The sequence below is a fragment of the Streptomyces sp. NBC_00414 genome (assembly GCF_036038375.1).
GTDB lineage: Bacteria > Actinomycetota > Actinomycetes > Streptomycetales > Streptomycetaceae > Streptomyces.
Genome location: NZ_CP107935.1, coordinates 6,041,085 through 6,064,488, shown reverse-complemented (window position 1 = coordinate 6,064,488; position 23,404 = coordinate 6,041,085). Strand labels below are relative to the sequence as shown.

General features: G+C 71.1%; 23 protein-coding genes and 1 tRNA gene. 6 read left to right on the top strand and 18 right to left on the bottom strand.

Annotated elements, in window-relative coordinates; translation table 11 throughout:
• Positions 1–58 precede the first annotated feature (58 nt).
• Positions 59–1,114, bottom strand: coding sequence for a hypothetical protein (locus OHS59_RS26390; protein WP_328495871.1), 1,056 nt, complete (start codon positions 1,112–1,114; stop codon positions 59–61).
• A gap of 135 nt (positions 1,115–1,249) precedes the next feature.
• Here OHS59_RS26390 and OHS59_RS26385 point away from each other — a divergent pair, with 135 nt between their 5' ends.
• Entirely contained in the window at positions 1,250–1,906 is a 657-nt protein-coding gene (locus OHS59_RS26385; RefSeq protein WP_328495870.1) for an NAD(P)H-binding protein, read from the top strand.
• Between the two features lie 33 nt (positions 1,907–1,939).
• Here the strand turns inward: OHS59_RS26385 and OHS59_RS26380 are convergent, their stop codons facing one another.
• Together OHS59_RS26380 and OHS59_RS26375 are read right to left on the bottom strand one after the other, a co-directional pair.
• Positions 1,940–2,152, bottom strand: a complete 213-nt coding sequence (locus tag OHS59_RS26380; protein WP_328495869.1) for a hypothetical protein — start codon at positions 2,150–2,152, stop codon at positions 1,940–1,942.
• Between the two features lie 121 nt (positions 2,153–2,273).
• Positions 2,274–2,355: transfer RNA gene (locus OHS59_RS26375), tRNA-Tyr, on the bottom strand.
• 201 nt (positions 2,356–2,556) lie between these two features.
• Between OHS59_RS26375 and OHS59_RS26370 the strand changes: the two genes are divergently transcribed.
• Positions 2,557–3,045 carry a YajQ family cyclic di-GMP-binding protein gene (locus tag OHS59_RS26370; RefSeq protein WP_328495868.1) on the top strand — a complete coding sequence of 163 codons (489 nt, stop codon included), beginning with the start codon at positions 2,557–2,559 and terminating at the stop codon, positions 3,043–3,045.
• 103 nt (positions 3,046–3,148) lie between these two features.
• On the opposite strand, the gene OHS59_RS26365 is transcribed toward OHS59_RS26370, so the two are convergent.
• Positions 3,149–3,415: a GlsB/YeaQ/YmgE family stress response membrane protein gene (locus tag OHS59_RS26365; RefSeq protein ID WP_328495867.1), complete on the bottom strand. Its 267-nt coding sequence runs from the start codon at positions 3,413–3,415 to the stop codon at positions 3,149–3,151.
• A gap of 180 nt (positions 3,416–3,595) precedes the next feature.
• Here OHS59_RS26365 and OHS59_RS26360 point away from each other — a divergent pair, with 180 nt between their 5' ends.
• Positions 3,596–4,885 (top strand): APC family permease, encoded by a 1,290-nt coding sequence (locus OHS59_RS26360; RefSeq protein WP_328495866.1) that lies wholly within the window; start codon positions 3,596–3,598, stop codon positions 4,883–4,885.
• Positions 4,886–5,186: 301 nt separating this feature from the next.
• Here the strand turns inward: OHS59_RS26360 and OHS59_RS26355 are convergent, their stop codons facing one another.
• The 14 genes from OHS59_RS26355 to OHS59_RS26290 form a co-directional block, all read right to left on the bottom strand.
• Positions 5,187–5,753: an SMI1/KNR4 family protein gene (locus tag OHS59_RS26355; RefSeq protein WP_328495865.1), complete on the bottom strand. Its 567-nt coding sequence runs from the start codon at positions 5,751–5,753 to the stop codon at positions 5,187–5,189.
• A gap of 67 nt (positions 5,754–5,820) precedes the next feature.
• Positions 5,821–6,960: a barstar family protein gene (locus tag OHS59_RS26350; RefSeq protein ID WP_328495864.1), complete on the bottom strand. Its 1,140-nt coding sequence runs from the start codon at positions 6,958–6,960 to the stop codon at positions 5,821–5,823.
• A 13-nt stretch (positions 6,961–6,973) separates the two neighbouring features.
• Positions 6,974–7,372, bottom strand: a complete 399-nt coding sequence (locus tag OHS59_RS26345) for a YccF domain-containing protein (protein ID WP_328495863.1) — start codon at positions 7,370–7,372, stop codon at positions 6,974–6,976.
• A complete protein-coding gene (gene htpX / locus OHS59_RS26340) occupies positions 7,369–8,232 on the bottom strand; it encodes a zinc metalloprotease HtpX (RefSeq protein WP_328495862.1) in 864 nt (287 codons plus the stop codon). The genes OHS59_RS26345 and htpX overlap by 4 nt, the downstream gene beginning before the upstream one ends.
• Positions 8,233–8,482: 250 nt before the next feature.
• Positions 8,483–10,018: an NADH-quinone oxidoreductase subunit N gene (locus tag OHS59_RS26335; RefSeq protein WP_328495861.1), complete on the bottom strand. Its 1,536-nt coding sequence runs from the start codon at positions 10,016–10,018 to the stop codon at positions 8,483–8,485.
• The gene (locus OHS59_RS26330) at positions 10,015–11,610 is read right to left on the bottom strand and encodes an NADH-quinone oxidoreductase subunit M (RefSeq protein WP_328495860.1); all 1,596 of its coding nucleotides are present in this window, start codon (positions 11,608–11,610) and stop codon (positions 10,015–10,017) included. The genes OHS59_RS26335 and OHS59_RS26330 overlap by 4 nt, the downstream gene beginning before the upstream one ends.
• 6 nt (positions 11,611–11,616) lie before the next feature.
• On the bottom strand, positions 11,617–13,611 hold the full coding sequence (locus OHS59_RS26325) for an NADH-quinone oxidoreductase subunit 5 family protein (RefSeq protein ID WP_328495859.1): 1,995 nt from the start codon (positions 13,609–13,611) through the stop codon (positions 11,617–11,619).
• A complete protein-coding gene (gene nuoK, locus OHS59_RS26320; protein ID WP_328495858.1) occupies positions 13,608–14,015 on the bottom strand; it encodes an NADH-quinone oxidoreductase subunit NuoK in 408 nt (135 codons plus the stop codon). Before nuoK ends, OHS59_RS26325 begins: the two co-directional genes overlap by 4 nt.
• Positions 14,015–14,704 carry an NADH-quinone oxidoreductase subunit J family protein gene (locus OHS59_RS26315; RefSeq protein ID WP_328495857.1) on the bottom strand — a complete coding sequence of 230 codons (690 nt, stop codon included), beginning with the start codon at positions 14,702–14,704 and terminating at the stop codon, positions 14,015–14,017. The genes nuoK and OHS59_RS26315 overlap by 1 nt, the downstream gene beginning before the upstream one ends.
• A complete protein-coding gene (locus OHS59_RS26310; protein WP_328495856.1) occupies positions 14,701–15,294 on the bottom strand; it encodes a NuoI/complex I 23 kDa subunit family protein in 594 nt (197 codons plus the stop codon). The genes OHS59_RS26315 and OHS59_RS26310 overlap by 4 nt, the downstream gene beginning before the upstream one ends.
• Before the next feature lie 2 nt (positions 15,295–15,296).
• Positions 15,297–16,265, bottom strand: a complete 969-nt coding sequence (locus tag OHS59_RS26305; protein WP_328495855.1) for a complex I subunit 1/NuoH family protein — start codon at positions 16,263–16,265, stop codon at positions 15,297–15,299.
• The gene (locus OHS59_RS26300) at positions 16,262–17,509 is read right to left on the bottom strand and encodes an NADH-quinone oxidoreductase subunit C (protein ID WP_328495854.1); all 1,248 of its coding nucleotides are present in this window, start codon (positions 17,507–17,509) and stop codon (positions 16,262–16,264) included. The genes OHS59_RS26305 and OHS59_RS26300 overlap by 4 nt, the downstream gene beginning before the upstream one ends.
• The gene (locus OHS59_RS26295) at positions 17,506–18,189 is read right to left on the bottom strand and encodes an NADH-quinone oxidoreductase subunit B (protein WP_328495853.1); all 684 of its coding nucleotides are present in this window, start codon (positions 18,187–18,189) and stop codon (positions 17,506–17,508) included. The genes OHS59_RS26300 and OHS59_RS26295 overlap by 4 nt, the downstream gene beginning before the upstream one ends.
• Complete coding sequence (locus OHS59_RS26290; protein WP_443061503.1) at positions 18,180–18,629, bottom strand: NADH-quinone oxidoreductase subunit A; 450 nt, start codon at positions 18,627–18,629, stop codon at positions 18,180–18,182. Before OHS59_RS26290 ends, OHS59_RS26295 begins: the two co-directional genes overlap by 10 nt.
• 370 nt (positions 18,630–18,999) lie before the next feature.
• Between OHS59_RS26290 and OHS59_RS26285 the strand changes: the two genes are divergently transcribed.
• From OHS59_RS26285 to OHS59_RS26275, 3 genes are all read left to right on the top strand, one after another.
• The gene (locus tag OHS59_RS26285; RefSeq protein ID WP_328495852.1) at positions 19,000–20,208 is read left to right on the top strand and encodes a sensor histidine kinase; all 1,209 of its coding nucleotides are present in this window, start codon (positions 19,000–19,002) and stop codon (positions 20,206–20,208) included.
• A 471-nt stretch (positions 20,209–20,679) separates the two neighbouring features.
• Positions 20,680–22,038, top strand: a complete 1,359-nt coding sequence (locus tag OHS59_RS26280) for a sensor histidine kinase (RefSeq protein ID WP_328495851.1) — start codon at positions 20,680–20,682, stop codon at positions 22,036–22,038.
• A 345-nt stretch (positions 22,039–22,383) separates the two neighbouring features.
• Entirely contained in the window at positions 22,384–23,055 is a 672-nt protein-coding gene (locus OHS59_RS26275) for a response regulator transcription factor (protein ID WP_328495850.1), read from the top strand.
• Positions 23,056–23,404 lie beyond the last annotated feature (349 nt).

The following is a 23,404-nucleotide window of genomic DNA, read 5'->3' as shown; positions in this document are numbered from 1 at the left end:
TCCACGCGCGCGTAGGTGTTCGTCCGTGTGACGACCGGTCCGTGTGGCGAACGGGAGGTCAGAAACCGCCCAGCAGACCGCTGGTGAACGGGTTGCCCGGTCCGCCGAACTCGCCCGCGGGCATCTTCGTCGCGCCGGACGGGGCACTGATGTCGCCGGCTTTGCCGAACGTGATGACCAGCGGCAGTTCGGCGCCCTTCGGGTCGTCCGCCAGGGCGGCGAGGTCGACGGAGACGCGGGTCAGATCGCCGTTCTTCAGTGAGAAGTTGACGGCGACCTTGCCGTCGGGAGCGTCCTTCAGGTCCTCGTCGGTGGGCAGTTCGGCGCCCGCCGGGAGTTCGTCGGCCAGTGGCCGCAGCTTGTCGAGGACACCGGTGAGCAGGTCGCGGAACGAGGCCTTGGCGACGATCCGTTCGACGCCGTCGCTGCCTCCCTTGTCGCTGAAGGTGACCTCGCGGGCGACGACCGAGCGCACGGCCTTGAGGATCTTCTGCTGGGTCTTGCTGTCGACCTCGTCGGCCTCGGCGCCCTTGCCCTTGCCGGAGGCGTCCTTGGCGGCGCGGTCGAGTTCGCGGTTGTCGACCTCGACCCACTTGCCCTCAAGTACCGGCTTGAGGTCCTTCTCGCTCTCGGGGAGGTCGTCGGCGGTCGGCAGCGGGAAGCCCATCGCCTCGCCGAACGCCTTCATGTCGGCCCGGTAGTACGTGTGGTCGCCGACGACGCGGTACTCGGCCAGGACACCGTCGGGTCCCGAGATCGACACCCCCGTACCGACGAGGTCCTTCTCACCCGAGTCGGCGAGCGGCTTGCGCGACTCGACGGACACCTTGACCCGTACTCCGGTGAAGAGTTCCGCGAGCTCGGGCGGCATCTCCTCGCCCGGCTCCCCCTCTCCGGCCAGTTTCACGAGCGCCGAGGGCTTGGCGTCGAGGCCCAACTCGAAGGCGAGCGACTTCTTTTTGCCGAGCCCCTCGACGGCCTGGTCCACCTTCTGACCGGCGGTGAGGTTCTCCACCGTGCCGCAGGCGGCCACTCCGGAGAGCAGTGCGGTGGTGCAGCCGACCGCGGTGAGAGTCCTGCGTATGGCAGGGCTCTTGCGGGTGGCGCGGCTCATGCTTGTGGCGGTGATGACGGTCTCCTTATGACGCCTGACGGCGTCCCCCTCGTACAACGTGATCTCTCAAGAGACTCACGAGTTATCCACAGGGTTGTGCGGCGAGTGTGCCCGTCCGGGCGTACGGTCGGAAACATGCGCATTGTTATCGCTGGAGGTCATGGTCAGATCGCGCTGCGGCTTGAGCGGCTGCTCTCCGCGCGCGGTGACGAGGTGGCGGGGATCATCCGCCGAGCCGAACAGGGCGACGATCTGCGGGCGGCCGGCGCCGAGCCGGTGCTGTGCGATCTGGAGTCGGCCTCGGAGGAGGAGGTCTCCGCCCATCTGCGGGGCGCGGACGCCGCGGTCTTCGCTGCGGGCGCGGGCCCGGACAGCGGGGCGGCCCGCAAGGAGACAGTGGACCGGGGTGCCGCCGTGCTCTTCGCGGACGCGGCGGCCCGGGCCGGGGTACGACGTCATGTGGTCGTGTCGTCGATGGGCGCCGATCCGGAACACCCCGGGGACGACGTCTTCGACGCGTACCTGCGTGCCAAGGGCGAGGCCGACGCGTACGTACGGGCTCACCGCGGCCTGGACTGGACGATCCTGCGCCCCGGGATGCTGACCAACGACGCGGGCACGGGTCTCGTCCGTCTGGAGGCCGCCACGGGCCGCGGGCCCGTCCCGCGCGACGACGTCGCCGCGGTCCTCGCGGAACTGGTCGACACCCCCGCGACGGCCGGCCTGACCCTGGAACTGATCAGCGGCTCGACACCGGTGTCGGTGGCGGTCAAGTCGGTGGCGGGGAACTGAGGGGGCAGCGGGCCGGCGATGCGGGGCGGCAGGTCAGAACAGCGGAATCTGGCCGGGGAACTCCGCCACGACGTACCCGTCCAGCGCGGGCTGCGCGGCACCCAGCTCGGCCTGTCGGCGCGAGCCCGGGCAGGACACGAGTTCCCCGCTCGTCCGCGCCCCCGCCGGGTCGTGCCGAGCGAACCGCCCGGCGACGACGGCGATCTCGCGACGGCACTCGGGGCAGTTTCGGCGACGTGAGGACATGGGTCCAGCGTACGAAGAAATCGCCGGGCGCCGGCGCCTGGGCGCAGCCCTCGCGCAGCGAAAACGACTAAGGTCCGGTGGCCTGCTGAAAACAGCAGGCCACCGGACCTTAGATCCCGTGTGGCGGCGCCAGGATTCGAACCTGGGAAGGCTAAGCCGGCAGATTTACAGTCTGCTCCCTTTGGCCGCTCGGGCACACCGCCGGGGTTGCTGCCGTTCGAACCGTCTTTCGACGGCGCTCTGTGGCAACGACGTAAACGATACCCGATGCTCGGGGGTGCTTCGCCACTCGATTGATCGGTGCTCGGAGGGTGGGGGGTGGCTAGGCTTATGCGGATGCGGCCCTGGATCGATGCGGGTTCTGCGGCCGCCACTACGCACCCCGATACAAGGAGCCACAGGACATGGCCGACTCCAGTTTCGACATCGTCTCGAAGGTCGAGCGGCAGGAGGTCGACAACGCCCTCAATCAGGCCGCCAAGGAGATCTCTCAGCGCTACGACTTCAAGAACGTGGGCGCCTCCATCTCCTGGTCCGGCGAGAAGATCCTCATGGAGGCGAACTCCGAGGAGCGGGTCAAGGCCATCCTCGACGTGTTCGAGACCAAGCTGGTCAAGCGCGGAATCTCGCTGAAGGCACTGGACGCCGGCGAGCCGCAGCTCTCCGGCAAGGAGTACAAGATCTTCGCCACGATCGAGGAGGGCATCTCCCAGGACAACGCGAAGAAGGTCGCGAAGATCATTCGCGATGAGGGCCCGAAGGGCGTGAAGGCGCAGGTGCAGGGCGACGAGCTGCGCGTCAGCTCGAAGAGCCGTGACGACCTTCAGGCCGTGCAGGCCCTGCTCAAGGGCAAGGACTTCGACTTCGCGTTGCAGTACGTCAACTACCGGTGACGTTCCGGCTGTTCCGCGGGCACGGACCGGGCGCGCGAGAAAGGGTGGGCACCTCGGGTGCCCACCCTTCTCGCCTGCTGGCTGCGGTCTCGTGAACGCGCACTCAGTTGCGCGAATTGCCGAACAGGATGCGGTAGGCGACCAGCAGGACCAGTGCGCCGCCGATCGCGGCGGCCCAGGTGGCTCCGTCGTAGAAGTCCTTGGCGATCGGATGGTCCAGCCAGCGGGCCGATATCCAGCCGCCGATGAACGCGCCCGCGACGCCGATCAGTGTCGTGCCGATGAAGCCGCCCGGATCGCGTCCCGGCAGCAGGAACTTGGCGATGGCGCCGGCCAGCAGCCCCAGAATGATCCAGCTGATGATGCCCATGCCGTGAACCTGCCCCTTCGTGCTGTACCTGTGCTGTGATCCTGCTCGCACCAGGCTGTGCTCATACCGCTCTCGGCTGCTTCTTGTCGCTCTCTGTTTCGCTCTTCTGTTCGTTCGCTGTTGTCGGGGAGGACGTCGGCGCGACAGTGACCGGTTGCACCGCTCAGTAGGGTGCGGCTCATGACACAGTCCGATCCCGCCCGGCCGGGTTCGTCCCGGTCCGGTTCCGCGGGCAGCACGGTGGAGCTGCGGCGGACGCTCGGCGTCGGGGACGCCGTGGTCATCGGCCTCGGCTCGATGATCGGCGCGGGCATCTTCGCGGCCCTGGGACCCGCGGCGCGGGCCGCGGGATCCGGGCTGCTCCTCGCTCTGGGCCTCGCCGCCGTCGTCGCCTACTGCAACGCGACCGCTTCGGCACGCCTCGCCGCCCGCTATCCCGCGTCGGGCGGAACGTACGTGTACGGCCGTGAGCGGCTCGGCGAGTTCTGGGGATACCTCGCGGGCTGGTCGTTCGTCGTGGGCAAGACCTCCTCGTGCGCGGCGATGGCGCTCACCGTGGGCACGTACGTGTGGCCGGGGCAGGCGCACGCGGTGGCCGTCGGGGCCGTGGTGGCGCTGACCGCGGTGAACTACGGCGGTGTGCAGAAGTCCGCGTGGCTGACGCGGGTGATCGTGGCGGTGGTTCTCGCGGTCCTCGCTTCCGTGGTGGTCGTGTGTCTGACCTCCGGGGACTCCGATGCCGGGCGGCTCGACGTGGGTGTCTCCGGGGGCGCGGGCGGGGTGCTTCAGGCGGCCGGGCTGCTGTTCTTCGCCTTCGCCGGGTACGCGCGGATCGCGACCCTCGGTGAGGAGGTACGGGATCCGGCGCGCACCATTCCGCGTGCGATCCCGCTCGCGCTGGGCATCGCGCTGGTCGTGTACGCGGCCGTCGCGGTGGCTGTCGTCTCCGTGCTGGGGCCGGCGGGACTCGGGCGGGCGACAGCGCCGCTCGCCGACGCGGTGCGTGCCGCCGGGGCGCCGGGGCTCGTCCCGGTCGTACGGGTGGGTGCCGCGGTGGCGGCGCTCGGCTCCCTTCTCGCGCTGATCCTGGGGGTGTCGCGGACGACGCTGGCCATGGCCCGGGACCGGCATCTGCCGGGCGGGCTGGCCGCCGTGCATCCGCGCTTCGGGGTGCCCCATCGGGCGGAGCTCGCCGTCGGAGCGGTGGTCGCGGTGCTGGCCTCGACGGTGGATGTGCGGGGCGCGATCGGCTTCTCTTCCTTCGGAGTGCTGGTGTACTACGCGATCGCCAACGCCTCGGCCTGGACGCTGGGTTCGACCGCCGTGTCGCGGGTCCTGCCCGCGGTGGGGCTTGCGGGGTGCCTGACGCTGGCGTTCGCCTTGCCGTGGCTGTCCGTGGCCGTGGGCGGCGGGGTGCTGGGGGTTGGAGTGTTCGCGTACGTGGTGCGGGGGTGGCTCGGCCGGCGTTGACCGTTCGCGGTCGGGAGCTCGGGCGCGGGCAGGGTCGGAGACCCGGGGTGCGGGTAGGGGTCGGTGGGTGGGTGCGGGTCGGTGAGGGCTGGTCGCGCAGTTCCCCGCGCCCCTGAGGGGCCTGGGGTGGAGGCCGGTGCGGATCGTGCGGGTTGTCTTGGGCCGCTCGCGCCGTCCCTCGCGCCCCCTGCGGGGCCTGGGCCGGGGGCCGGTGCGGATCATGCGGGTTGTCTTGGGCCATTCGCACAGTTCCTCGCGCCCCCCTGCGGAGGACGAGGCGGGAACGGTCGGGAGCCGTGCGTTATGGCGTTCGCGCCGCTTCCGTTCGTATGCGGAAGTCGATCCAGGGCTCCAGGTCCGCGTCGTCGTTGTGTTCGTCGTACCAGCCGGTGCCGTCTAGCCAGGCGTCGAGCCAGGCCGTGAGGGTGGGGGCGTCCACGTACCAGGCGTGGTCGGCGTCGTCGGCGTTCGGCTCGAACAGGAGCACCGTGGCGTCCGGGGTGCGGCAGTCCACGCACGCGTACATCCCGCAGCCCCAGTGGGATATCGGCAGGATGCCTTCCGGCCAGGGCCAGTCGGGGTCCTTGCGGCCGCTCTCGCGATGGTCGAGGTACTGCGCGACGACGGCGGGCTCGCCCGAGGGCGGGCTGTCGAGCAGGGGCAGCAGGCCGTACTCCGGGCCGAATCCTCCGTCCCCTATCCGCAGATAGAGCGCGGCGAGCAGCGGCGGGACGGAGAAGCCGAGGGCGGACTCGGCGCGGGCGAGCGTGGCGGTGTCCACAGGCTCGGGGAGCGAAGGCCAGCCCCAGGGCCGCGAGTTGTGTGCCTCTGCGAGGACACGTGCCAGCAACTGCTCGATCTCGGTCATGCATTCATGATGCAGCGCGCCACCGACAATCGGCCGGGCCTGTGGACAACCCTCGGACGAGCGGCTCTCAGACGAACCGGACGTCGATGCCCTCGTCCACGAGGAACGCGAGGAGCTCCTCGAACGTCCACGGGCGGCGGCCGGTACGCGGGACGAGGCCGAGGCAGGTGCGGGCGGTCTCGGCGTCGTGCCAGACCAGGGTGAAGGGCCGCCGGGCGCCCCAGTGCCCGCGGAGGCAGTCATGGAGAGCGTCGAGGCCCCGGCCGTAGTACCCACCGGGTCCGTTGACCGCCTCGCCCAGCGCGCAGAAGAAGCCCGGCTCGTCCACGATGTGACGGCCGTCGAGGTGATACGTACCGCCGGGTTCCGCGTCGGGTCTGTCGGCCTCTCGGCGTTCCAGCGCCGTCGTCAGCCAGTGGCGGCGTCCCTCCGCTCCGCACCGGGCCCAGAGGCCGGGCTCGGCGGGCCGGCCGCCGTCCCACACCTCCCAGACCTCCTCGGCCGCGGTCGGCGGCCGGTCCGACCAGGGATCCAGCGTGAGGTCCACCAGGCCGCGGCCGTGTGCCGAGGGGATCCACGCGACGAGTTCGCCCTCGACGGCGGACCGGACGGGGCGGCCCGCCGTGTCGAGGCGTATCAGCTTGGCGTGTCCGAGATCCTCCTCGCCCGCGTCCAGGGCCGTACGGAGGGCTCCGCGCGGGGAGCAGCCGAGCAGCCGCACGGGCGGTTCGAGAAGGTCCGGTTGCCCGTCCGGAACGTGGGCCAGGTCCCGGCAGCCGCCCCAGGGTTGGTCCTCGGCGCCGAGCAGCCGGTAGCCCGGGGAGAGCGGCGGGCACTGGGGATAGTCGAACGGGTTCTCCGGAGACTCGCGTGCCTCGACGGTGATGTCACGCAGCGACAGGTCGCGCGCGCACGGACGGTCGCCGAGGACGCGTACGTCCTCCAGGGACCACGCTTCGACCCGCTCGCCCCGCTTGTCGAGGATCTCCAGGACGAGGGTGCCCAGAGGCGCCGATCCGTCGGCACGCGCGCGCGTGAGGGCCTTGTCCAGCTCTCCCTCGGGGACGCAGCCCATCAGTTGGTACGTCCCGCGCGTGGGAGCCGGCGGATCGGCGAAGAGGTTCTCGGCGTCCGCGCACAGGGCCCAGATCTCGTCGTCCTCGGCGTCGGCGTCGTACGCCGTCAGGGCGTACTTCGGCCGCCGCACCCCCGGCGCCGTCCTATCGGACCGAGGACGTGAACGGCTGGTCCGTGCTGACGATCTCGCGTCCCAGGGGGAACAGCGAGACCGGGATGAGCTTGAAGTTGGCGATGCCCAGCGGGATGCCGATGATCGTGACGCACTGGATGAGGCCGGTGACGATGTGGGCGAGGGCCAGCCACCACCCGGCGAGGATCAGCCACAGGATGTTGACGATGAAGGACGGCGCCCCCGCGTCACGGCGCTCGACGGTCGTCCGGCCGAACGGCCACAGCGCGTAGGCGCCGATACGGAACGACGCGACGCCGAACGGGATTCCGATGATCGTGATGCACAGCAGCACGCCCGCGAGCAGGTAGCCGAGGAACAGCCAGAAGCCGCTCAGGACTAGCCAGATGATGTTGAGGATTGTCTTCACTGGTGGCGACCTGCCATCTGTTCGAGCCGGGCAATGCGCTCCGCCATCGGCGGGTGCGTAGAGAACATCTTGGACAGTCCTTGGCCCGGACGGAAGGGGTTGGCGATCATCATGTGGCTCGCGGTCTCGATGCGCGGCTCCGGAGGCAGCGGCAGTTGCTTCGTGCCCGCCTCCAGCTTGCGCAGGGCGCTCGCGAGGGCCAGCGGGTCGCCGGTGAGCTGGGCGCCGGACGCGTCCGCCTCGTACTCCCTGGAGCGGCTGATGGCGAGCTGGATGACGGTCGCGGCGAGCGGGCCGAGGATCATGATCATCAGCATGCCGAGGAGGCCGGGGCCGTCGTCGTCGTTGGAGCGGCCGATCGGGATCAGCCAGGCGAAGTTGACCAGGAACATGATGACGGAGGCCAGGGCGCCGGCGACGGACGAGATGAGGATGTCGCGGTTGTAGACATGGCTCAGTTCGTGGCCGATGACGCCGCGCAGCTCCCGCTCGTTCAGGATGCGCAGGATGCCCTCGGTGCAGCACACCGCGGCGTTGCGGGGATTACGGCCCGTCGCGAACGCGTTCGGTGCTTCCGTCGGGGAGATGTACAGGCGGGGCATGGGCTGGCGGGCCTGGGTGGAGAGCTCACGGACCATCTTGTAGAGGGCCGGGGCCTCGAACTCGCTCACCGGGCGCGCGCGCATCGCGCGTAGAGCCAGTTTGTCGCTGTTCCAGTACGCGTACGCGTTCGTGCCGATCGCGATGAACAGTGCGACGACGAGGCCCATACGCCCGAAGAAACTGCCGATGACGATGATGAGTGCGGACAGTCCCCCGAGGAGTACGGCGGTCCTGAGCCCGTTGTGCCGGCGGTGCACGGTACGCCCTCCAAATGGTGCGGCAGGGGAACCCTTGCTTGTCGATCTCTGACGTCACTGGTTCCGTGACTCCACGGTCCAGTGGACCCTCCCTCACTGGTCAACGCCAGGCGGGAAGCTCTAGTTCCCTTGTGCGCACGGGCCCGCGCGTCGGCTGTCCGGGTGATGTCAGGGTCATGTGACGACGTGCCGCACGCACGCGTGCGGGGCGGCTGTCCTCCCGCGCGCGTGCGATCGCCTCAGGAACGGCTCAGAAAAGACCGGCGTCCGAGAAGCGCAGGATGAGCTGAGGCGCTCCGGAGAGCGCGACGCCCAGGACGGCGGTCAGGGCGATCGCCGCGGTGAGGGGGGCCGGGACGCGGTGGGACTCGGGCTCGCCCTCGGGCGCGCGGAACAGCAGGGTCGTCCACTGCAGGTAGTAGAAGAGCGCGATCACGACGTTGACGGCCATGACCACGGCGAGCCAGCCGAGGCCTGCCTCGACGGCCGCCGAGAAGACGGTGACCTTCGCGAAGAGGCCGATGATGCCCGGCGGCAGACCGGCCAGGCAGAGCAGGAAGAAGCCCAGGACGAGCGCGGCGACGGGGCGGGAGGCGTAGAGGCCGCGGTAGTCGCTGACCCGGTTCAGCGGCTTCGTGCGGGCCACCAGGGCGGCCACCGCGAAGGCTCCGAGGTTCACGGCCGCGTACATGAGGGCGTACGCGACGGTGGAGCCGACGGCCTTCTCGGTGTCCTTGGAGTACGCGGCGGCGGCGATCGGTACCAGGAGGTAGCCGGCCTGTCCGACGGAAGACCAGGCGAGGAGCCGTACCGCGCTGTACGCGCGCGTGGTCCGCTGCCGCAGGGCGCCGACGTTGCCGACCGTCATGGTGACGGCCGCCAGGGCGGCGAGTGCCGGGCCCCAGACGTCCGCGTACGACGGGAGGGCGATCACGGTGACGAGGATCAGGCCGGAGAAGCCGACCGCCTTGCCAACGACCGACAGATAGGCGGCGACCGGAAGAGGGGCTCCTACGTAGGTGTCGGGTACCCAGAAGTGGAAGGGCACTGCGGCCGTCTTGAAGGCGAAGCCGACGAGGGTGAGGACGACGCCCGCCTGGGCGAGCGTGTGCAGTTGGGGATCGACGTCCTCGATCCTGGTGGCGATCTCCGTGAGGTACAGGGTGCCTGTCGAGGCGTAGACGAAGCTGACGCCCATCAGGCTCACGGCGGTCGCGGTGACCGAGGACAGGAAGAACTTCAGGGCCGCTTCGGAGGACTTCCGGTCGCCGTGCTTGATGCCGACGAGGGCGAAGGCCGGCAGGGAGGCGACCTCCAGGGCGACGATCAGGGTGGCGAGGTCGCGTGAGGCGGGCAGCAGGGCGGCGCCCGCGGCCGAGGAGAGCAGCAGGAACCAGAACTCCCCTTCCGGGAGCGCCTTGTCGGCGTCCTTGCCCGCGTCCTTCAGGGCGGTCATCGACAGGAGCGCCGCGAGGAGGGCGCCGCCGAGGACGAGGAACTGGATGACCAGCGTGAACCGGTCCGCCGTGTAGCTGCACACGTCCGCGTCGCCCGTCAGGCAGAACGTGGAGCGGTCGCCGTCCAGGAGGGGCAGCAGCGCGAGCGCCGCGAGGGCGAGTCCCGCGACGGAGACCCAGCCGAGCAGGGCCTTCTTCCTGCCGTCCACGAAGAGGTCGGCCACGAGCACCACGAGTGCGACGACCGCCGCGATGGTGGGCGGCGCGATCGCGAGCCAGTCGACGGACTGGACCAGCGACTGGGCCTGGTCCTGGGCCTGGGGGCTCATCGGGTGCCTCCTGAGAGGAGCTGCTGCACGGCCGGGTCGGTCAGGCCGAGGAGGGCCTTGGGCCAGAGCCCGGCGACGACGGTGAGGACGACGAGCGGGGTCCAGGCGGCGAACTCGTACGTCCGGACGTCGGCGAGTTTCGGGCTCTCCTGCTGCGGGTGCTGCGAGGTGTCGCCCATGCAGACGCGGCGGACCACGACGAGCATGTACGCGGCCGTGAGCAGGGTGCCGAACGCGGCGATCGCCATGAACGTCAGGAACGCGGGCCGGCTGAGACCGTCGGCGGGGTCGAACGCGCCGAACAGCGCGAGCATCTCGCCCCAGAACCCGGCGAGGCCCGGCAGTCCGAGCGAGGCGACGGCGGCGAAGGCGAGCAGGCCGCCGAGACGCGGGGCCCTGCCGTAGAGCGCGGCCCCGGTCGTCTTCGCGAGGGTGTCGAGGTCGGTCGTGCCCGTGCGGTCCTTGAGCGCGCCGACGAGGAAGAACAGGAGGCCGGTGATGAGGCCGTGGGCGATGTTCGCGAACAGCGCGCCGTTCACTCCGGTCGGGGTCATCGAGGCGATGCCGAGGAGCACGAAGCCCATGTGGCCGACCGAGGAGTACGCGATGAGGCGCTTGAGGTCGCCCTTCGCGCCCTGCTTGGCGAGCGCCAGACAGGCCAGCGAGCCGTAGATGATCCCGACGACCGCGAAGGCCGCGAGGTACGGGGCGAAGGTCCTCATGCCGTCCGGCGCGACGGGCAGCAGGATCCGGACGAACCCGTACGTGCCCATCTTCAGCAGGACTCCGGCCAGCAGGACCGAGCCGACGGTCGGGGCGGCGGTGTGCGCGTCCGGCAGCCAGCTGTGGAACGGCCACATCGGCGTCTTGACCGCGAGCCCGAGCCCGATCGCCAGAACGGCGATGACCTGCACCGATGTGGTCAGCGCGGGGTGATTGTCAGTGGCGAGTGCCACCATGTCGAAAGTGCCCGCCTTGATTCCGATCAGGAGCAGGCCCAGCAGCATGACGACGGACCCGAGCAGGGTGTAGAGGATGAACTTCCAGGCCGCCTGGGTTCGTTGCTCACCGCCCCAGCGGGCGATGAGGAAGTACATCGGGATGAGCACCATCTCGAAGGCCAGGAAGAACAGCAGCAGGTCGAGGACGGCGAAGGTCGCGAGGGTGCCGGACTCCAGCACGAGCACGAGTGCCACGAATGCCTTCGGGGACGGGCCCGACGGCATTTTGAAGTAGGAGTACAGCGCGCACAGGAAGGTCAGCAGCGCGGTCAGCACGAGGAGGGGGAGGGAGATGCCGTCGATGCCGAGGTGGATCCGCACGTCGAGTGCGGGGATCCAGCTGATGTCCGTCGTGGCCTGCATCTGCTGTGCCTTGACCGGGGTGTCGTGGTCGAAGCCGAGCGTGAGGACGATCGCCGCGATGAGTACGGCGCCGGTGACGGTCGTGCCGTGCCGCAGCACGGCCTGCTCGGGCGACTTCCCCTTCAGCCCGGGCGGGGCAGGCAGGAGAGCCGCGACGGCCCCGATGAGCGGGGCGACGACGATGAACGCGAGAAGAAACTGCATCACGGACTCGTTGATATCGATCACGCCTGCTCACGCTCCCGCGGTGGCGACGAGGAGGGCGGCGACCACCAGGACGACGGTGCCGGCGAGCAGCGCGCTCACATAGGTCTGCAGATTGCCGGTCTGGGCGCGCCGGACGGCCGCGCCGAGCCAGCGGGGTAGGGCGCCCGCGCCGCGTACGTAGGTGTCGACGACCTCGCGGTCGAGGAACCGGACGAGTGTGGCCGCGGCCTGGACCGGGCGGACGAAGAGCGCCGCGTACACGGCGTCGAGGTGGAAGCCGACGGCCGCGTGGCGGTGCAGCGGGCCGAGCAGGAGGCGGCCGGGATCCGCCGGGTCGGGCGCGGAGGCCACGTTTCCGTACGCGGGTTCGTGGCTGGCGATGGCCTCGGCCTCGACCAGGCCGCCGTCGGCGTCCGGGTGGGCGGCGACCGCGCCCATGGGGACCCGGCCCGCCATGGCGGTGGTGTGCCGCCACGCGCCGTACGTGACGATGCCGCCGACCAGGGCGACACCCGTACCGAGGACGGCTGTGGTGAGGGTCGGGGTGAGGCTCCGGCCGTCGAACCAGTCGGGCAGCAGGCCGGTGGCGAGTCCGAGAGCGAGGGACGGGAGGGCGAGCAGCCACAGCACGGAGTTCATGACGATGGGCTGCTTGCCGTGGTCGGGGGCCTCGGTGCCGTGGCCGTGGAAGGCGAGAAGCCACAGGCGCATCGCGTAGGCCGCGGTGAGCAGGGCCGTCACCAGGCCGGAGACGAGGACGATCCAGCCCGCGGCTCCGGGGACGGCCTCGGCGTGGCCCGTGGCGGCGTGCTCGGCGGCTCCGAGGACGGACTCCTTGGAGAAGAAGCCGCTGAACGGCGGGATCGCGGCGAGCGCGAGGAGCGCCACGGTCGTCGTCCAGTAGGCGTCGGGGACGCGGGCGCGCAGGTCCTTCATACGGGACATGGCGGCCAGGGAGTTGGTGCCGGCGGCGTGGATGATCACGCCGGCCGCGAGGAACAGCAGCGCCTTGAAGGCGCCGTGTGCGAGGAGGTGGAAGACGGCGGCACCGCGGTCGCCGACGGCGAGGGCGCCGGTCATGTAGCCGAGTTGGCCGATCGTCGAGTACGCGAGGACACGCTTGATGTCGTCCTGGGCGAGCGCGGCGAGGGCCGAGCCGGCCATCGTCACGGCGGCCATCACGGCGAGGACGACCAGTGCGGCCGCGGAGGCGGCGAAGACCGGGAGGAGCCGGGCGATGAAGTAGACACCGGCGGCGACCATCGTCGCGGCGTGGATCAGCGCGGAGACGGGGGTGGGGCCCGCCATCGCGTCGGGGAGCCAGGTGTGGAGCGGGAACTGCGCCGACTTGCCCGCCACACCGGCGAGGAGCAGCAGGGCGATCAGCGTGGGGTGGTCGAGTCCGCCGCTCGTGACGTTGCCGAGGATCTTCGTGATGCGGAACGAACCGGTGTCGGCGGCGAGCGCGAACAGGCCGATCAGGAAGGGGACGTCGCCGAGCTTGGTGACGAGGAAGGCCTTGATGGAGGCGGCGCGTGCTTCCGGGGTCTCCCAGTAGTGACCCACGAGGAAGTACGAGCAGATGCCCATGATCTCCCAGCCGACCAGCAGCACCATCAGGTCGCCGGAGTAGACGACGAGCAGCATGGCGGAGGTGAAGAGGGAGACGAGAGCGGCGTACGAGGTGTAGCGCGGGTCGTTGCGCAGGTAGCCCGTCGAGTAGATCTGCACACAGGTCGCGACCAGGCCGACGAGGATCGCGGCGAGGGCGGCGAAGCCGTCGATGTGCAGGGCGAGTTCGACGGGGACCGAACCGGTGGGGGTGAGCTCGGTCGCCGCGTCCACCGCCTGTCCGCCGCCCTGGCGTACGGCGACGATCGCGGCGAGCCCGAGGGCGGCGACGGAGGGCAGGACGGCGAGGGGGCGTGCGAACCCGGGTGCGGTGCGGCCCAGCAGCAGGCCGGCCACGGCGCCCAGGAACGGGAGGAGGGGGACGAGGACGGCGAGGGTGGTCGTGGTCACGCGGTGGCCTCAGCCTTCTCGGCCGGTTCGCTCCGGGCGGACTCGGAGCCGCTGTCGGAGCCGTCGTCGGGGTCGTCGTCATCGCCGGGTTCGGCGGTGTCGCGAAGCTTGTCGATGTCGGCCGTGCCGCGGTTGCGGTGGACGGCCAGGACGATCGCCAGGCCGATGCCGATCTCGGCGGCGGCGATGGCGATGGTGAACAGGGTCAGGGCCTGGCCGGAGTGCAGGGTGTCCTGGGCGGTCTTGCTGAGCCAGACGTCGAAGGCGACGAGGTTGAGGTTGACGGCGTTGAGCATCAGCTCGACGGACATCAAAACCAGGATCGCGTTGCGGCGCGCGAGGACGCCGTACAGGCCGGTGCAGAAGAGGAGGGCGGAGAGTACGGCCGGGTAGGCGAGGTGCATCAGCGGGCGCCTTCCTTGTCGCTCCGGGTGGCGTCGCCCCGGGGGCTCGGGGGTCTCGGCGGGCTCGCGGTGGCCGTCCCCTTCGCCGTCCCCCTCGCCGTCTCCGTCTCCTTCGCCTTCGCCTTGCGGGAGAGGACGATCGCGCCGACCAGTGCGGCGAGCAGCAGGACCGAGAGGGCCTCGAAGGGGAGCACCCAGCTCTGGAAGAGGCTCGCGCCGGTGACCGCGGTGGAGCCCGCGGCGGCGCCGTCCAGGTCGATCCAGGTCGTCCGGAAGGCGTCGACGACCACCCAGACGAGGGCGCCGGCCGCTGCGAGCGCCACGGCGAGGGCCACCCAGCGGTTGCCGGAGTCGGCGTCCGGGGAGCGGCCGATGGGGGCCCTCGTGAGCATCAGACCGAAAAGGAGGAGGACGACGACGGAACCGACGTAGATGAGGACCTGCACCCAGGCGATGAACTCGGCCGTGAGGAGGAGGTATTCGACGGCGAGGCCACCGAGGGTGACGACGAGCCACAGGGCGGCGTGCACCAGTTGCTTCGTGGTGACCGTGACGATGGCGGCGCCGAAGGTGACCAGGCCGACGAGGAGGAACGCGATCTCGACGCCGGTCGGGGAGAGGAAGCCGTGGGTCTCGGCGGCGGTGGTCGTGGCCCGTGCCGCCGTGACGGTGGCCGCGGCGGGGGTCATGACGCGCCTCCCTGCGGCGGGTCGGTGGGGCCGGGGTGGGGCGCGGCCTGTGCCTCTGCCTGCGCCTGTGCGGCTGCCAGTTTCTCGGCGGTCTTGCGGGCGGCGGCGATCTCCTTGGGCTCCTCGGCGCCGGGGTCGAGGGCCGGCGGGGCCGGGACGGTCCACATCCAGTCGCGGAGCTTGTCGCGTTCGTGGGTGAGTTCGTGGATGTCGGTCTCGGCGTACTCGAACTCGGGGGACCAGAAGAGCGCGTCGAACGGGCAGACCTCGATGCAGATACCGCAGTACATGCAGAGGGAGAAGTCGATGGCGAAGCGGTCGAGGACGTTGCGGCTGCGCTCGCGGCCACCGGGTGCGGCGGCCGGGACCGTCTCCTTGTGGGAGTCGATGTAGATGCACCAGTCGGGGCACTCGCGGGCGCACAGCATGCAGACCGTGCAGTTCTCCTCGAAGAGCCCGATGACGCCGCGGGTGCGGGGCGGGAGTTCGGGCTGGGCGTCGGGGTACTGCGCGGTGACGGTCTTCTTCGTCATCGTGCGCAGGGTGACGGCCAGGCCCTTGGCCAGACCTGAGCCGGGAAAGGGGGCCATGGTTACGCGATCACCACCTTGACGACGCCGGTGAGGGCGATCTGGGCGAGGGAGAGGGGGACGAGGAGGGTCCAGGCGAGTTTCTGGAGCTGGTCCTCGCGCAGGCGGGGGTAGGTGACGCGCAGCCAGATGACGACGAAGGCGAGGACGGCCGCCTTCAGCAGGGTCCAGACCCAGCCGAGGCCGTCGGCGCCCCACGGGCCGTGCCAGCCGCCCAGGAAGAGCACGGTGGTCAGGCCGCACAGGACGACGATCCCGGCGTACTCGGCGAGGAGGAACAGGGCGAAGCGCAGGCCCGTGTACTCGGTGTACGCACCGAAGATGATCTCCGAGTCGGCGACCGGCATGTCGAAGGGCGGGCGCTGGAGTTCGGCGAGGCCCGCCACGAAGAAGACGATCGCGCCGACGATCTGCCAGGGCAGCCACCACCACTCGAAGGCGTCGACGATGCCGGGGAGCGAGACCGTACCGGCGGCCATGGCGACCGAGGCGGCGGTCAGCAGCATGGGGAGTTCGTACGCGAGGAGCTGGGCGGCGGTGCGCAGGCCGCCGAGGAGGGAGAACTTGTTGGCCGAGGCCCAGCCCGCCATGAGCGAGCCGAGGACGCTGACGCCCATCACCGCGAGGACGAAGAAGATGCCCGCGTCGACGACCTCGCCGACCGCGCCCTCGCCCGGGCCGATCGGGATGACGAGGAGGACCATGAGGTACGGGAGGAGGGCCACGGCGGGGGCGAGCTGGAAGATACGGCGGTCCGCGCCGGCCGGGACCACGTCCTCCTTCTGGGCGAACTTGACGCCGTCCGCGACGAGTTGGGCCCAGCCGTGGAAACCGCCCGCGTACATGGGGCCGAGGCGGCCCTGCATGTGGGCCATCACCTTGTGCTCGGCCTGACCCACGATCAGGGGGAACGTCAGGAACACGACGAAGACGACGAGGAGTCGCAGGGCGACGTCGAGCGCGTCGTTCACTGCGCGCCTCCTGTGGGGCTGTCGGGGTCGTCGGCGGCCGGGGCGTCGGTGGCGGAGTCGGTATCAGCGGCGTCGGCGTCAGCTTTTTCGGGCTGGGGCTCGGGCACGGACTCGGGCACGGGCTGGGGCTTCGGCTGCGGTCCGTCGGATGGCGCGTTCTTCGGTGGTTCGGGCTCGTCGAAAGCGGGGCGGGCGTGGTGCCACGGGGCGTCCGAACCGCGTGACGCCGTGGGTGCCTTCGGCTCGGCGGCGCTCCTCGGCTCGGCCGGAGTGGTCGGCTCCGCCGGTGCCTTCGGCTCGGCTGCGCTCTCCGGCTCGGCCGAAGTGGTCGGCTCCGCCGGTGCCTTGGGCTGGGCTGCGCGTGGAGCCGGGTCCGGCGGGCGCGGCGCCGACGGTGCGTCCCGCGTGGGACCGGCGGGCGCCGCTCCCGCCCCGGCGGACACCGCCTCCGGAGCAGCGGGCGTGCCCGCTTCCGGGGATGCAGGCGTGCCCGCTTGCGGAGCAGCGGGCACGCCGGGGGCCGCCGTCGTCGTCTGGCTCGCCGAGCCGTCGGCCGCCGTGCGGGTCCGGCGGGCCGGGCGGTCGGTGGCCGCGGCCGTCGCACCCCTCGCACCCGCCGCGCGGCCCGCGCCTCGGGCCGGGCGGGCGGGGGCCGGGGAGAGCTGGCCCTTGAGGGGGCCCCACTCGTTGGGGTCGGGGACTCCCGGCGGGAGCATCTGGCGGCGTTTGGGGCCGCCGTGCTCCGACTCCCCCGGCTCCTTCGCGCCCGGCCACGCCTTCGCCACGCGGGCCGCCAGCACGAAGTCCTTGCGCAGGGGGTGACCCTCGAAGCCCTCGGGCAGGAGGAGCGGGTCCAGGCCGGGGTGGCCCTCGAAGGTGACGCCGAACATCTCGTGGGTCTCGCGTTCGTGCCAGGCGGCGCCCGCGTAGACCTCGACGGCGGAGGGGAGGACGGGCGCGGAGTGCGGAACGGTCGTACGGACGAGCAGGCGGCGTACGGGGGCCAGTGCCACGACGTGGGCCGAGACGCGGAAGCCCCTGCCGGGTTCCGTGCCGGGCTCGTCGACGGCGCTCAGCCAGTCGAAGTAGGTGCAGCCGAGTGTGTCGCGCGCGCTCTCCAGGGAGGCGATCCAGGACTCCGGCGGCACGTCGACCGTCAGTACCTCGTAGGACTCCTCGGCCGTGGCGTCCGGGCCGAAGAGGTCCTCCACCGGGGTGGGGAGCCAGCCGGTCGTCCCGGTCATCGGGCGTCCTCCGCGGTCGATCCCGTGGCCGGTGCCGTGCCCGGCGGCCGGACGAGGCCGCTCTGCAGGGCGGCAACCGAGGGGCGGCCGGCGTCGGAGGACCCGTACCGCTCCCCCAGCGACTCCCGGGCGATCTTCTCCTGGAGCTTGAGGATGCCCTGGAGCAACGCCTCCGGGCGGGGCGGGCAGCCCGGCACGTACACGTCGACCGGGATGATCTGGTCGACGCCCTTCGTCACGGAGTACGAGTCCCAGTACGGGCCGCCGCAGTTCGAGCAGGCGCCGAAGGAGATGACGTACTTCGGCTCGGGCATCTGCTCGTACAGGCGCTTCACGGCGGGGGCCATCTTGTCCGTCACCGTGCCGGAGACGACCATCAGGTCGGCCTGGCGCGGGCCCGGTGCGAACGGGATGACGCCGAGGCGGATGAAGTCGTGACGGGCCATCGACGCCGCGATGAACTCGATCGCGCAGCAGGCGAGTCCGAAGTTGAAGACCCAGAGCGAGTAGCGGCGGCCCCAGTTCAGGACCACCTTCATCGGCTCGGGGGCCAGCCGGGCGAGCGCGCCCAGCCGCTTGGGCTCCGGCAGCAGCACCGGCTCGGGAGCCGAGGACGTCGAGGACGTCGACGGGATCGAGGATGACGACGGGATCGAGGCGGCCGTGGGGGTCACGTCCATGTGAGGACGCCCTTCTTGTATGCGTACAGCAGACCGACGGCCAGGAAGCCGAGGAAGATGAACATCTCCACGAGCGTCGCCGCGCCGTAGCCCGGCGCGGCGAAGACCGTCGCCCAGGGGAAGAGGAAGATCGAGTCGACGGCGAAGATCACGTAGAGGAAGGCGTAGACGTAGTAGCGGACCTGGGTGTGGGCCCAGCCCTCGCCGACGGGGTCGACCCCGCACTCGTACGTCATGAGCTTCTCGGGGGTCGGGACGACGGGCCGCAGCAGGCGGCCCGCTCCGAACGCGACGGCGACGAACAGCACGCCGACCACGGCGAGCAGTCCGACGACCGAGTAGGACTGGAAGTAGTCCGCGGCGAGAGAGGTACCGGTGGCCGCGGTATCGGCCCCGGTTCCAGTGGTTCCGGTCGCCGCGACCATGGTCGGTTCCGGCACGTCCGCCCCTCGCTCCCTGACCTCGTATGACCTTGTCCGACCTCGTACGTCGGGCCCCGCGCGACCTCGTACGACGGGCCCGTACGAGCCCGTGCGACGAGCACGTGTGAGCCCGTGGGGCCACGCGTGCGCCTGCGTGCGCGCCGTGCGGTGCGCCGCGTTCGACGATCTGTACGCACCGGAGTCTAGGGCCTGCTAAAGAGACCGTAAGCAGCCCGTCACGGGTAGGCATGGTGCGAGTGGGATTCCAGGGCCGCGGCCTGACGGGTAGTGGGAGGTCGTGGAAACGCCGGGGGGTGGGGTTTTCCCCCGGAGACGGAGGCGGTCCACCTCATGGCGCCGCGGGCCGCGGCCCGGCAAGGTGGCGCCTATGACCGAACGTATTCCGGCCGCCGACACCCTGGACGTCGGCACCGACCGGCCGCCACCCGTGCACTTCGCCTACGACCGGCACACCTGGAAGGAGATCGCGCATCTCCTGGCCAACCTGCCGGCCTCCATCGTCGGGTTCACCTACGTGGTCGTCGTGCTGTTCCTGGGAACCGGGCTGACGGTGACGGTGATCGGGCTGCCGGTGCTGGCGTTCGGGCTGTTGGGCGCGCGCCAGCTGGGGAAGTTCGAGCGGATGCGGGCCAGGGGCCTGCTCGGGGTACGGGTGGACGAGCCGAGCCCGCTGCCGTTCCGCGGGCGGGGCGGGTTCTTCGGGTGGCTGTGGATGGCGCTGAAGGATCCGGTCGGCTGGCGGACCGTGCTGTACGAGCTCATGCGGCTGCCGTGGAGCATCGTCACCTTCACCCTCATGCTGACGTCGCTGTTCGTGCTGTGGCCGGTGCTGCCGTACATCGCGCGCGGCCTCGGCAACGCGGACCGGGCGATGGTGCGCGCGCTGCTGTCGCCGTCCGACGAGCTGGAGCAGCGGATCGCCGAACTGGAGTCGGACCGGGGCGTGGTCGTCGACACGGCCGCGGCCGACCTGCGGCGCATCGAGCGGGACCTGCACGACGGGGCGCAGGCCCGGCTGGTGAACCTCGCGATGGGGCTCGGTCTGGCGAAGGAGAAGCTGCTGGAGGGCCAGGCCGACGAGACCGTCGCCGCGATGGTCGACGAGGCGCACGGCGAGGTGAAACTGGCGTTGCAGGAACTGCGGGACCTGGCCCGTGGCATCCACCCCGCGGTCCTCACCGACCGTGGTCTGGACGCGGCGCTGTCCTCGGTCGGCGCCCGCTGCACGGTGCCGGTGAAGGTGACGGCCGACCTGCCGGCCCGCCCGGCCGCGGCCATCGAGGGCATCGCGTACTTCACCGTCTCCGAGCTGCTGCAGAACGTCAGCAAGCACAGCGGCGCGCGGTCCGCCTCGGTCGACGTGTGGCGTTCGGAGAACCGCCTGCTCATACAGGTCTGGGACGACGGCCGCGGTGGCGCATCCCTCGACGGCGGTACGGGGATGTCGGGGCTCGCGGAGCGGCTTGGCGCGGTGGACGGTCTGTTCGTCATCGACTCGCCGGTCGGCGGACCGACGACGATCACGGCGGAGCTGCCTTGGCGGGACCGGACGGAGGACCCGGGCGGGCAAGCCTGATTCCCGGACTGCGTCCGAGCTCTCTCCGGGCGCTCCCCGGACTGCCTCCGGGCTCCGTCCCGGCGCTCCCCGGGCCGCGTCCGGGCTCCGTCCCGGCTCCCTCCGGACTGCATCCGGGCTCTGTCCCGGCTCCCTTCGGCTCTCTCCGGGCTCCCTTCGGGCTCCATCCCGGCTCTCTCCGGGCCGCCCCCGGACTCCATCCGGGCTGCGTCCGGATTTGAGGCGGCTCGCACCGGTGCGCCCTCGACCGCCCCTGAAAGGAGGCGCGTTCGGGGGCGTACGCGTGTGCGTTCCCGCGCGCGTACGTGGCGCCCGGCCGCGGGACGCGTGACCGCCCGACGTGCGACCTGCGTGTGCGGCCGGGGTAGGGAAAACCCCCGGCCCGAGACGCCGACGCGCTCCATGTCCCGCGAGCGCCGCACGGAGCACTCTGGAGTCACACCAGCGGACGAACAGGAACGGACGGCGGCCATGGCCACGGAGTACGGACAGGGATACGGGTGGGACGACGGCCCCGGATTCCGGGGGGAGGGCACCGGGGAACGGTGGCACCGGCTCCCCACCGCGCTGCGGGCGCCGATCGAGGCCCGCAGCCTGCGTGAGTTCGCCTATCTGATGCTGAATCTGCCGATCAGCGTCTTCGCCTTCACCTTCGCCTTGACGATGATGTCGCTCGGCGCGGGCCTGCTGATCACCTTCCTCGGCGTCCCGGTGCTCGCCGCGGGGCTCGCGGGCTGCCGCGGACTGGGCGCGCTGGAACGGGCCCGCGCCCGCGCCCTGCTGGGACTCGACGTCGCCGCGCCGGAACCGCTGAGGATGCGCAAGCAGAGCCCGATGGGGTGGATGGGGGCGACGCTGAAGAGCGGCGCGTCCTGGCGGCACCTCCTCTACTCGGTGATCCACTTCCCGTGGGCCGTGTTCGCCTTCTCCGTGGCCGTCACCCTCTGGACGACGGGCTGGAGCCTGCTGACGTACCCGCTGTGGTTCTGGGTCTTCCCCATGTCCGGCGGACAGGACGGACTGCAGCTGTACGGGGACGAGGCGCACCACGTCTATCTGAACAACCCCTTCGAGATCACCGTGACCGCGCTGGTGGGGCTGCTCCTCACACTGGCCACGCCGTGGATCGTCCGGGCGCTGACCCTGGTGGACCGGCTCCTGGTGGGCGGGCTGCTCGGACCTTCGAAGCTGGCCACACGTGTGGTGGAGCTGGAGTCGGACCGGGGTGTCGTGGTCGACACGGCGGCGGCCGACCTGCGGCGCATCGAGCGGGACCTGCACGACGGGGCGCAGGCCCGGCTGGTGGCGCTGGCGATGGATCTGGGGCTGGCCAAGGAGAAGCTCACGGAGGATCCGGAGGCGGCGGCCCGGATGGTGGGCGAGGCGCACGGTGAGGTGAAGACGGCGCTTCAGGAGCTGCGGGATCTTGCCCGCGGGATCCATCCGGCCGTGCTGACCGACCGGGGGCTGGACGCGGCGCTGTCCGCCATCGCCTCCCGGTGCACCGTGCCCGTGCACGTCGAGGTCGATCTGCCGGCCCGGCCGGCGCCCGCCATCGAGGGGATCGCGTACTTCACGGTGTCCGAGCTGCTGCAGAACATCAGCAAGCACTCGCGGGCCACGCGGGCGACGGTCGATGTCTGGCGGATCGAGAACCGGCTCATGATCCAGGTGGTCGACAACGGGGTCGGTGGGGCCGACGCGGATACGGGGTCGGGGCTGGCCGGGCTCACGGGGCGGCTCGACTCGGTGGACGGCATCCTTGTGGTCGATTCGCCGGTGGCGGGCCCGACCCGGGTGACGGCGGAGCTGCCCTGGCGGGCGGCCTGAGGTTTCTTTCCCCGGCCCCGCCCCTTCCCGGAACGGGGCTCCGCCCCCGGCCCCGGACCTGGCCCCGGACCTGGCCCCGGACCTGGCCCCGGACCTGGCCCCGGACCTGGCCCCGGCTCGTACCGAGCCGCGGGCCGTCGGTGGCTGATCGCGCAGTTCCCCGCGGACGACACAAGACCTTGGCCGCCCCCGCCCCCGCCCCCGGGCAACGGGCAACGGGCCGCGGCCTGGAAACATGCCGCGCGCCGGTGCCGATGCTGGGATGCTGGGTGCTGACGTATGTGCGGGGCGTGGGCGGGGATCGACCCGGTGCACGGTCCGGGACGGGCTGGGGGGCCGAAAATCGTGGAGGACAGAGTGCGCGTGGTCATCGCCGAGGATTCAGTGCTGCTGCGGGAGGGCCTGACCCGGTTGCTGACCGACCGCGGGCACGACGTGATCGCCGGCGTCGGGGACGGGGAGGCGCTGATCAAGACGATCACGGAGTTCGCGGCGCAGGACGCGCTGCCGGACGTCGTGGTCGCGGACGTCCGGATGCCGCCGACCCACACGGACGAGGGCGTGAAGGCGGCCGTGCAGTTGCGCAAGCAGCACCCGGGGCTCGGCGTGCTGGTGCTGTCGCAGTACGTGGAGGAGCAGTACGCCACCGAACTGCTGGCCGGTTCCACCACCGGCGTCGGCTATCTCCTCAAGGACCGGGTAGCCGAGGTGAGGGAGTTCGTGGACGCGGTGGTCCGCGTGGCCCGCGGCGGCACCGCTCTCGACCCCGAGGTCGTCGCGCAGTTGCTCGGGCGCAGCCGCAAGCAGGACGTCCTCGCGGGGCTCACTCCGCGCGAGAGGGAGGTCCTGGGACTGATGGCCGAGGGACGGACCAACTCCGCGGTCGCCCGGCAGCTCGTGGTCAGCGACGGCGCGGTCGAGAAGCACGTGAGCAACATCTTCATGAAACTGGGCCTGTCCCAGAGTGACGGGGACCACCGGCGTGTTCTCGCGGTCCTCACCTACCTGAAGTCCTGAAAGCTGACACTGTGTCAAGGGTCAGTGTCACGGGTCTGCGTCAGGGGTCTGTGTCAGGGAGTCTGCGTCAGGGCCTGCGTCCGGAATCCGTGTCGAGGATCTGTGTCCGGGATCCGCGCCAGGGATCCGCGTCAGCGATCCGGCGCGGTCCGGCGCCGGTCCGCGTGTGAGAACCGAAGGGCGTGCACGGAGCGTCTTCACTGGTAACTCCGGGGGGCGGAGAAATCGTGGCAGAACAGGTTCTACGGCAATCTCGAAAAGGCGTCCGTCATGAGAGCGTCCCGGGGCGGGCGCCCCTCGCGGACGTAGGGTTGGGCCCGGGGAGGCCTGCGGGAGGGCCTCACCCGGG

What these genes read in the sequence shown, in the direction of transcription:
- nuoK (WP_328495858.1), bottom strand. Translation starts at nt 14,015, where the DNA reads ATGCACCTCGCCTACCCGGCCGTACTCTCCGCCCTCCTCTTCTGCACC.
- OHS59_RS26380 (WP_328495869.1), bottom strand. Translation starts at nt 2,152, where the DNA reads ATGTCCTCACGTCGCCGAAACTGCCCCGAGTGCCGTCGCGAGATCGCC.
- OHS59_RS26355 (WP_328495865.1), bottom strand. Translation starts at nt 5,753, where the DNA reads ATGACCGAGATCGAGCAGTTGCTGGCACGTGTCCTCGCAGAGGCACAC.
- OHS59_RS26365 (WP_328495867.1), bottom strand. Translation starts at nt 3,415, where the DNA reads ATGGGCATCATCAGCTGGATCATTCTGGGGCTGCTGGCCGGCGCCATC.
- OHS59_RS26310 (WP_328495856.1), bottom strand. Translation starts at nt 15,294, where the DNA reads ATGGCCCCCTTTCCCGGCTCAGGTCTGGCCAAGGGCCTGGCCGTCACC.
- OHS59_RS26280 (WP_328495851.1), top strand. Translation starts at nt 20,680, where the DNA reads ATGGCCACGGAGTACGGACAGGGATACGGGTGGGACGACGGCCCCGGA.
- OHS59_RS26360 (WP_328495866.1), top strand. Translation starts at nt 3,596, where the DNA reads ATGACACAGTCCGATCCCGCCCGGCCGGGTTCGTCCCGGTCCGGTTCC.
- OHS59_RS26300 (WP_328495854.1), bottom strand. Translation starts at nt 17,509, where the DNA reads ATGACCGGGACGACCGGCTGGCTCCCCACCCCGGTGGAGGACCTCTTC.
- OHS59_RS26370 (WP_328495868.1), top strand. Translation starts at nt 2,557, where the DNA reads ATGGCCGACTCCAGTTTCGACATCGTCTCGAAGGTCGAGCGGCAGGAG.
- OHS59_RS26295 (WP_328495853.1), bottom strand. Translation starts at nt 18,189, where the DNA reads ATGGACGTGACCCCCACGGCCGCCTCGATCCCGTCGTCATCCTCGATC.
- OHS59_RS26390 (WP_328495871.1), bottom strand. Translation starts at nt 1,114, where the DNA reads ATGAGCCGCGCCACCCGCAAGAGCCCTGCCATACGCAGGACTCTCACC.
- OHS59_RS26315 (WP_328495857.1), bottom strand. Translation starts at nt 14,704, where the DNA reads ATGACCCCCGCCGCGGCCACCGTCACGGCGGCACGGGCCACGACCACC.
- OHS59_RS26285 (WP_328495852.1), top strand. Translation starts at nt 19,000, where the DNA reads ATGACCGAACGTATTCCGGCCGCCGACACCCTGGACGTCGGCACCGAC.
- OHS59_RS26335 (WP_328495861.1), bottom strand. Translation starts at nt 10,018, where the DNA reads ATGAGCCCCCAGGCCCAGGACCAGGCCCAGTCGCTGGTCCAGTCCGTC.
- OHS59_RS26385 (WP_328495870.1), top strand. Translation starts at nt 1,250, where the DNA reads ATGCGCATTGTTATCGCTGGAGGTCATGGTCAGATCGCGCTGCGGCTT.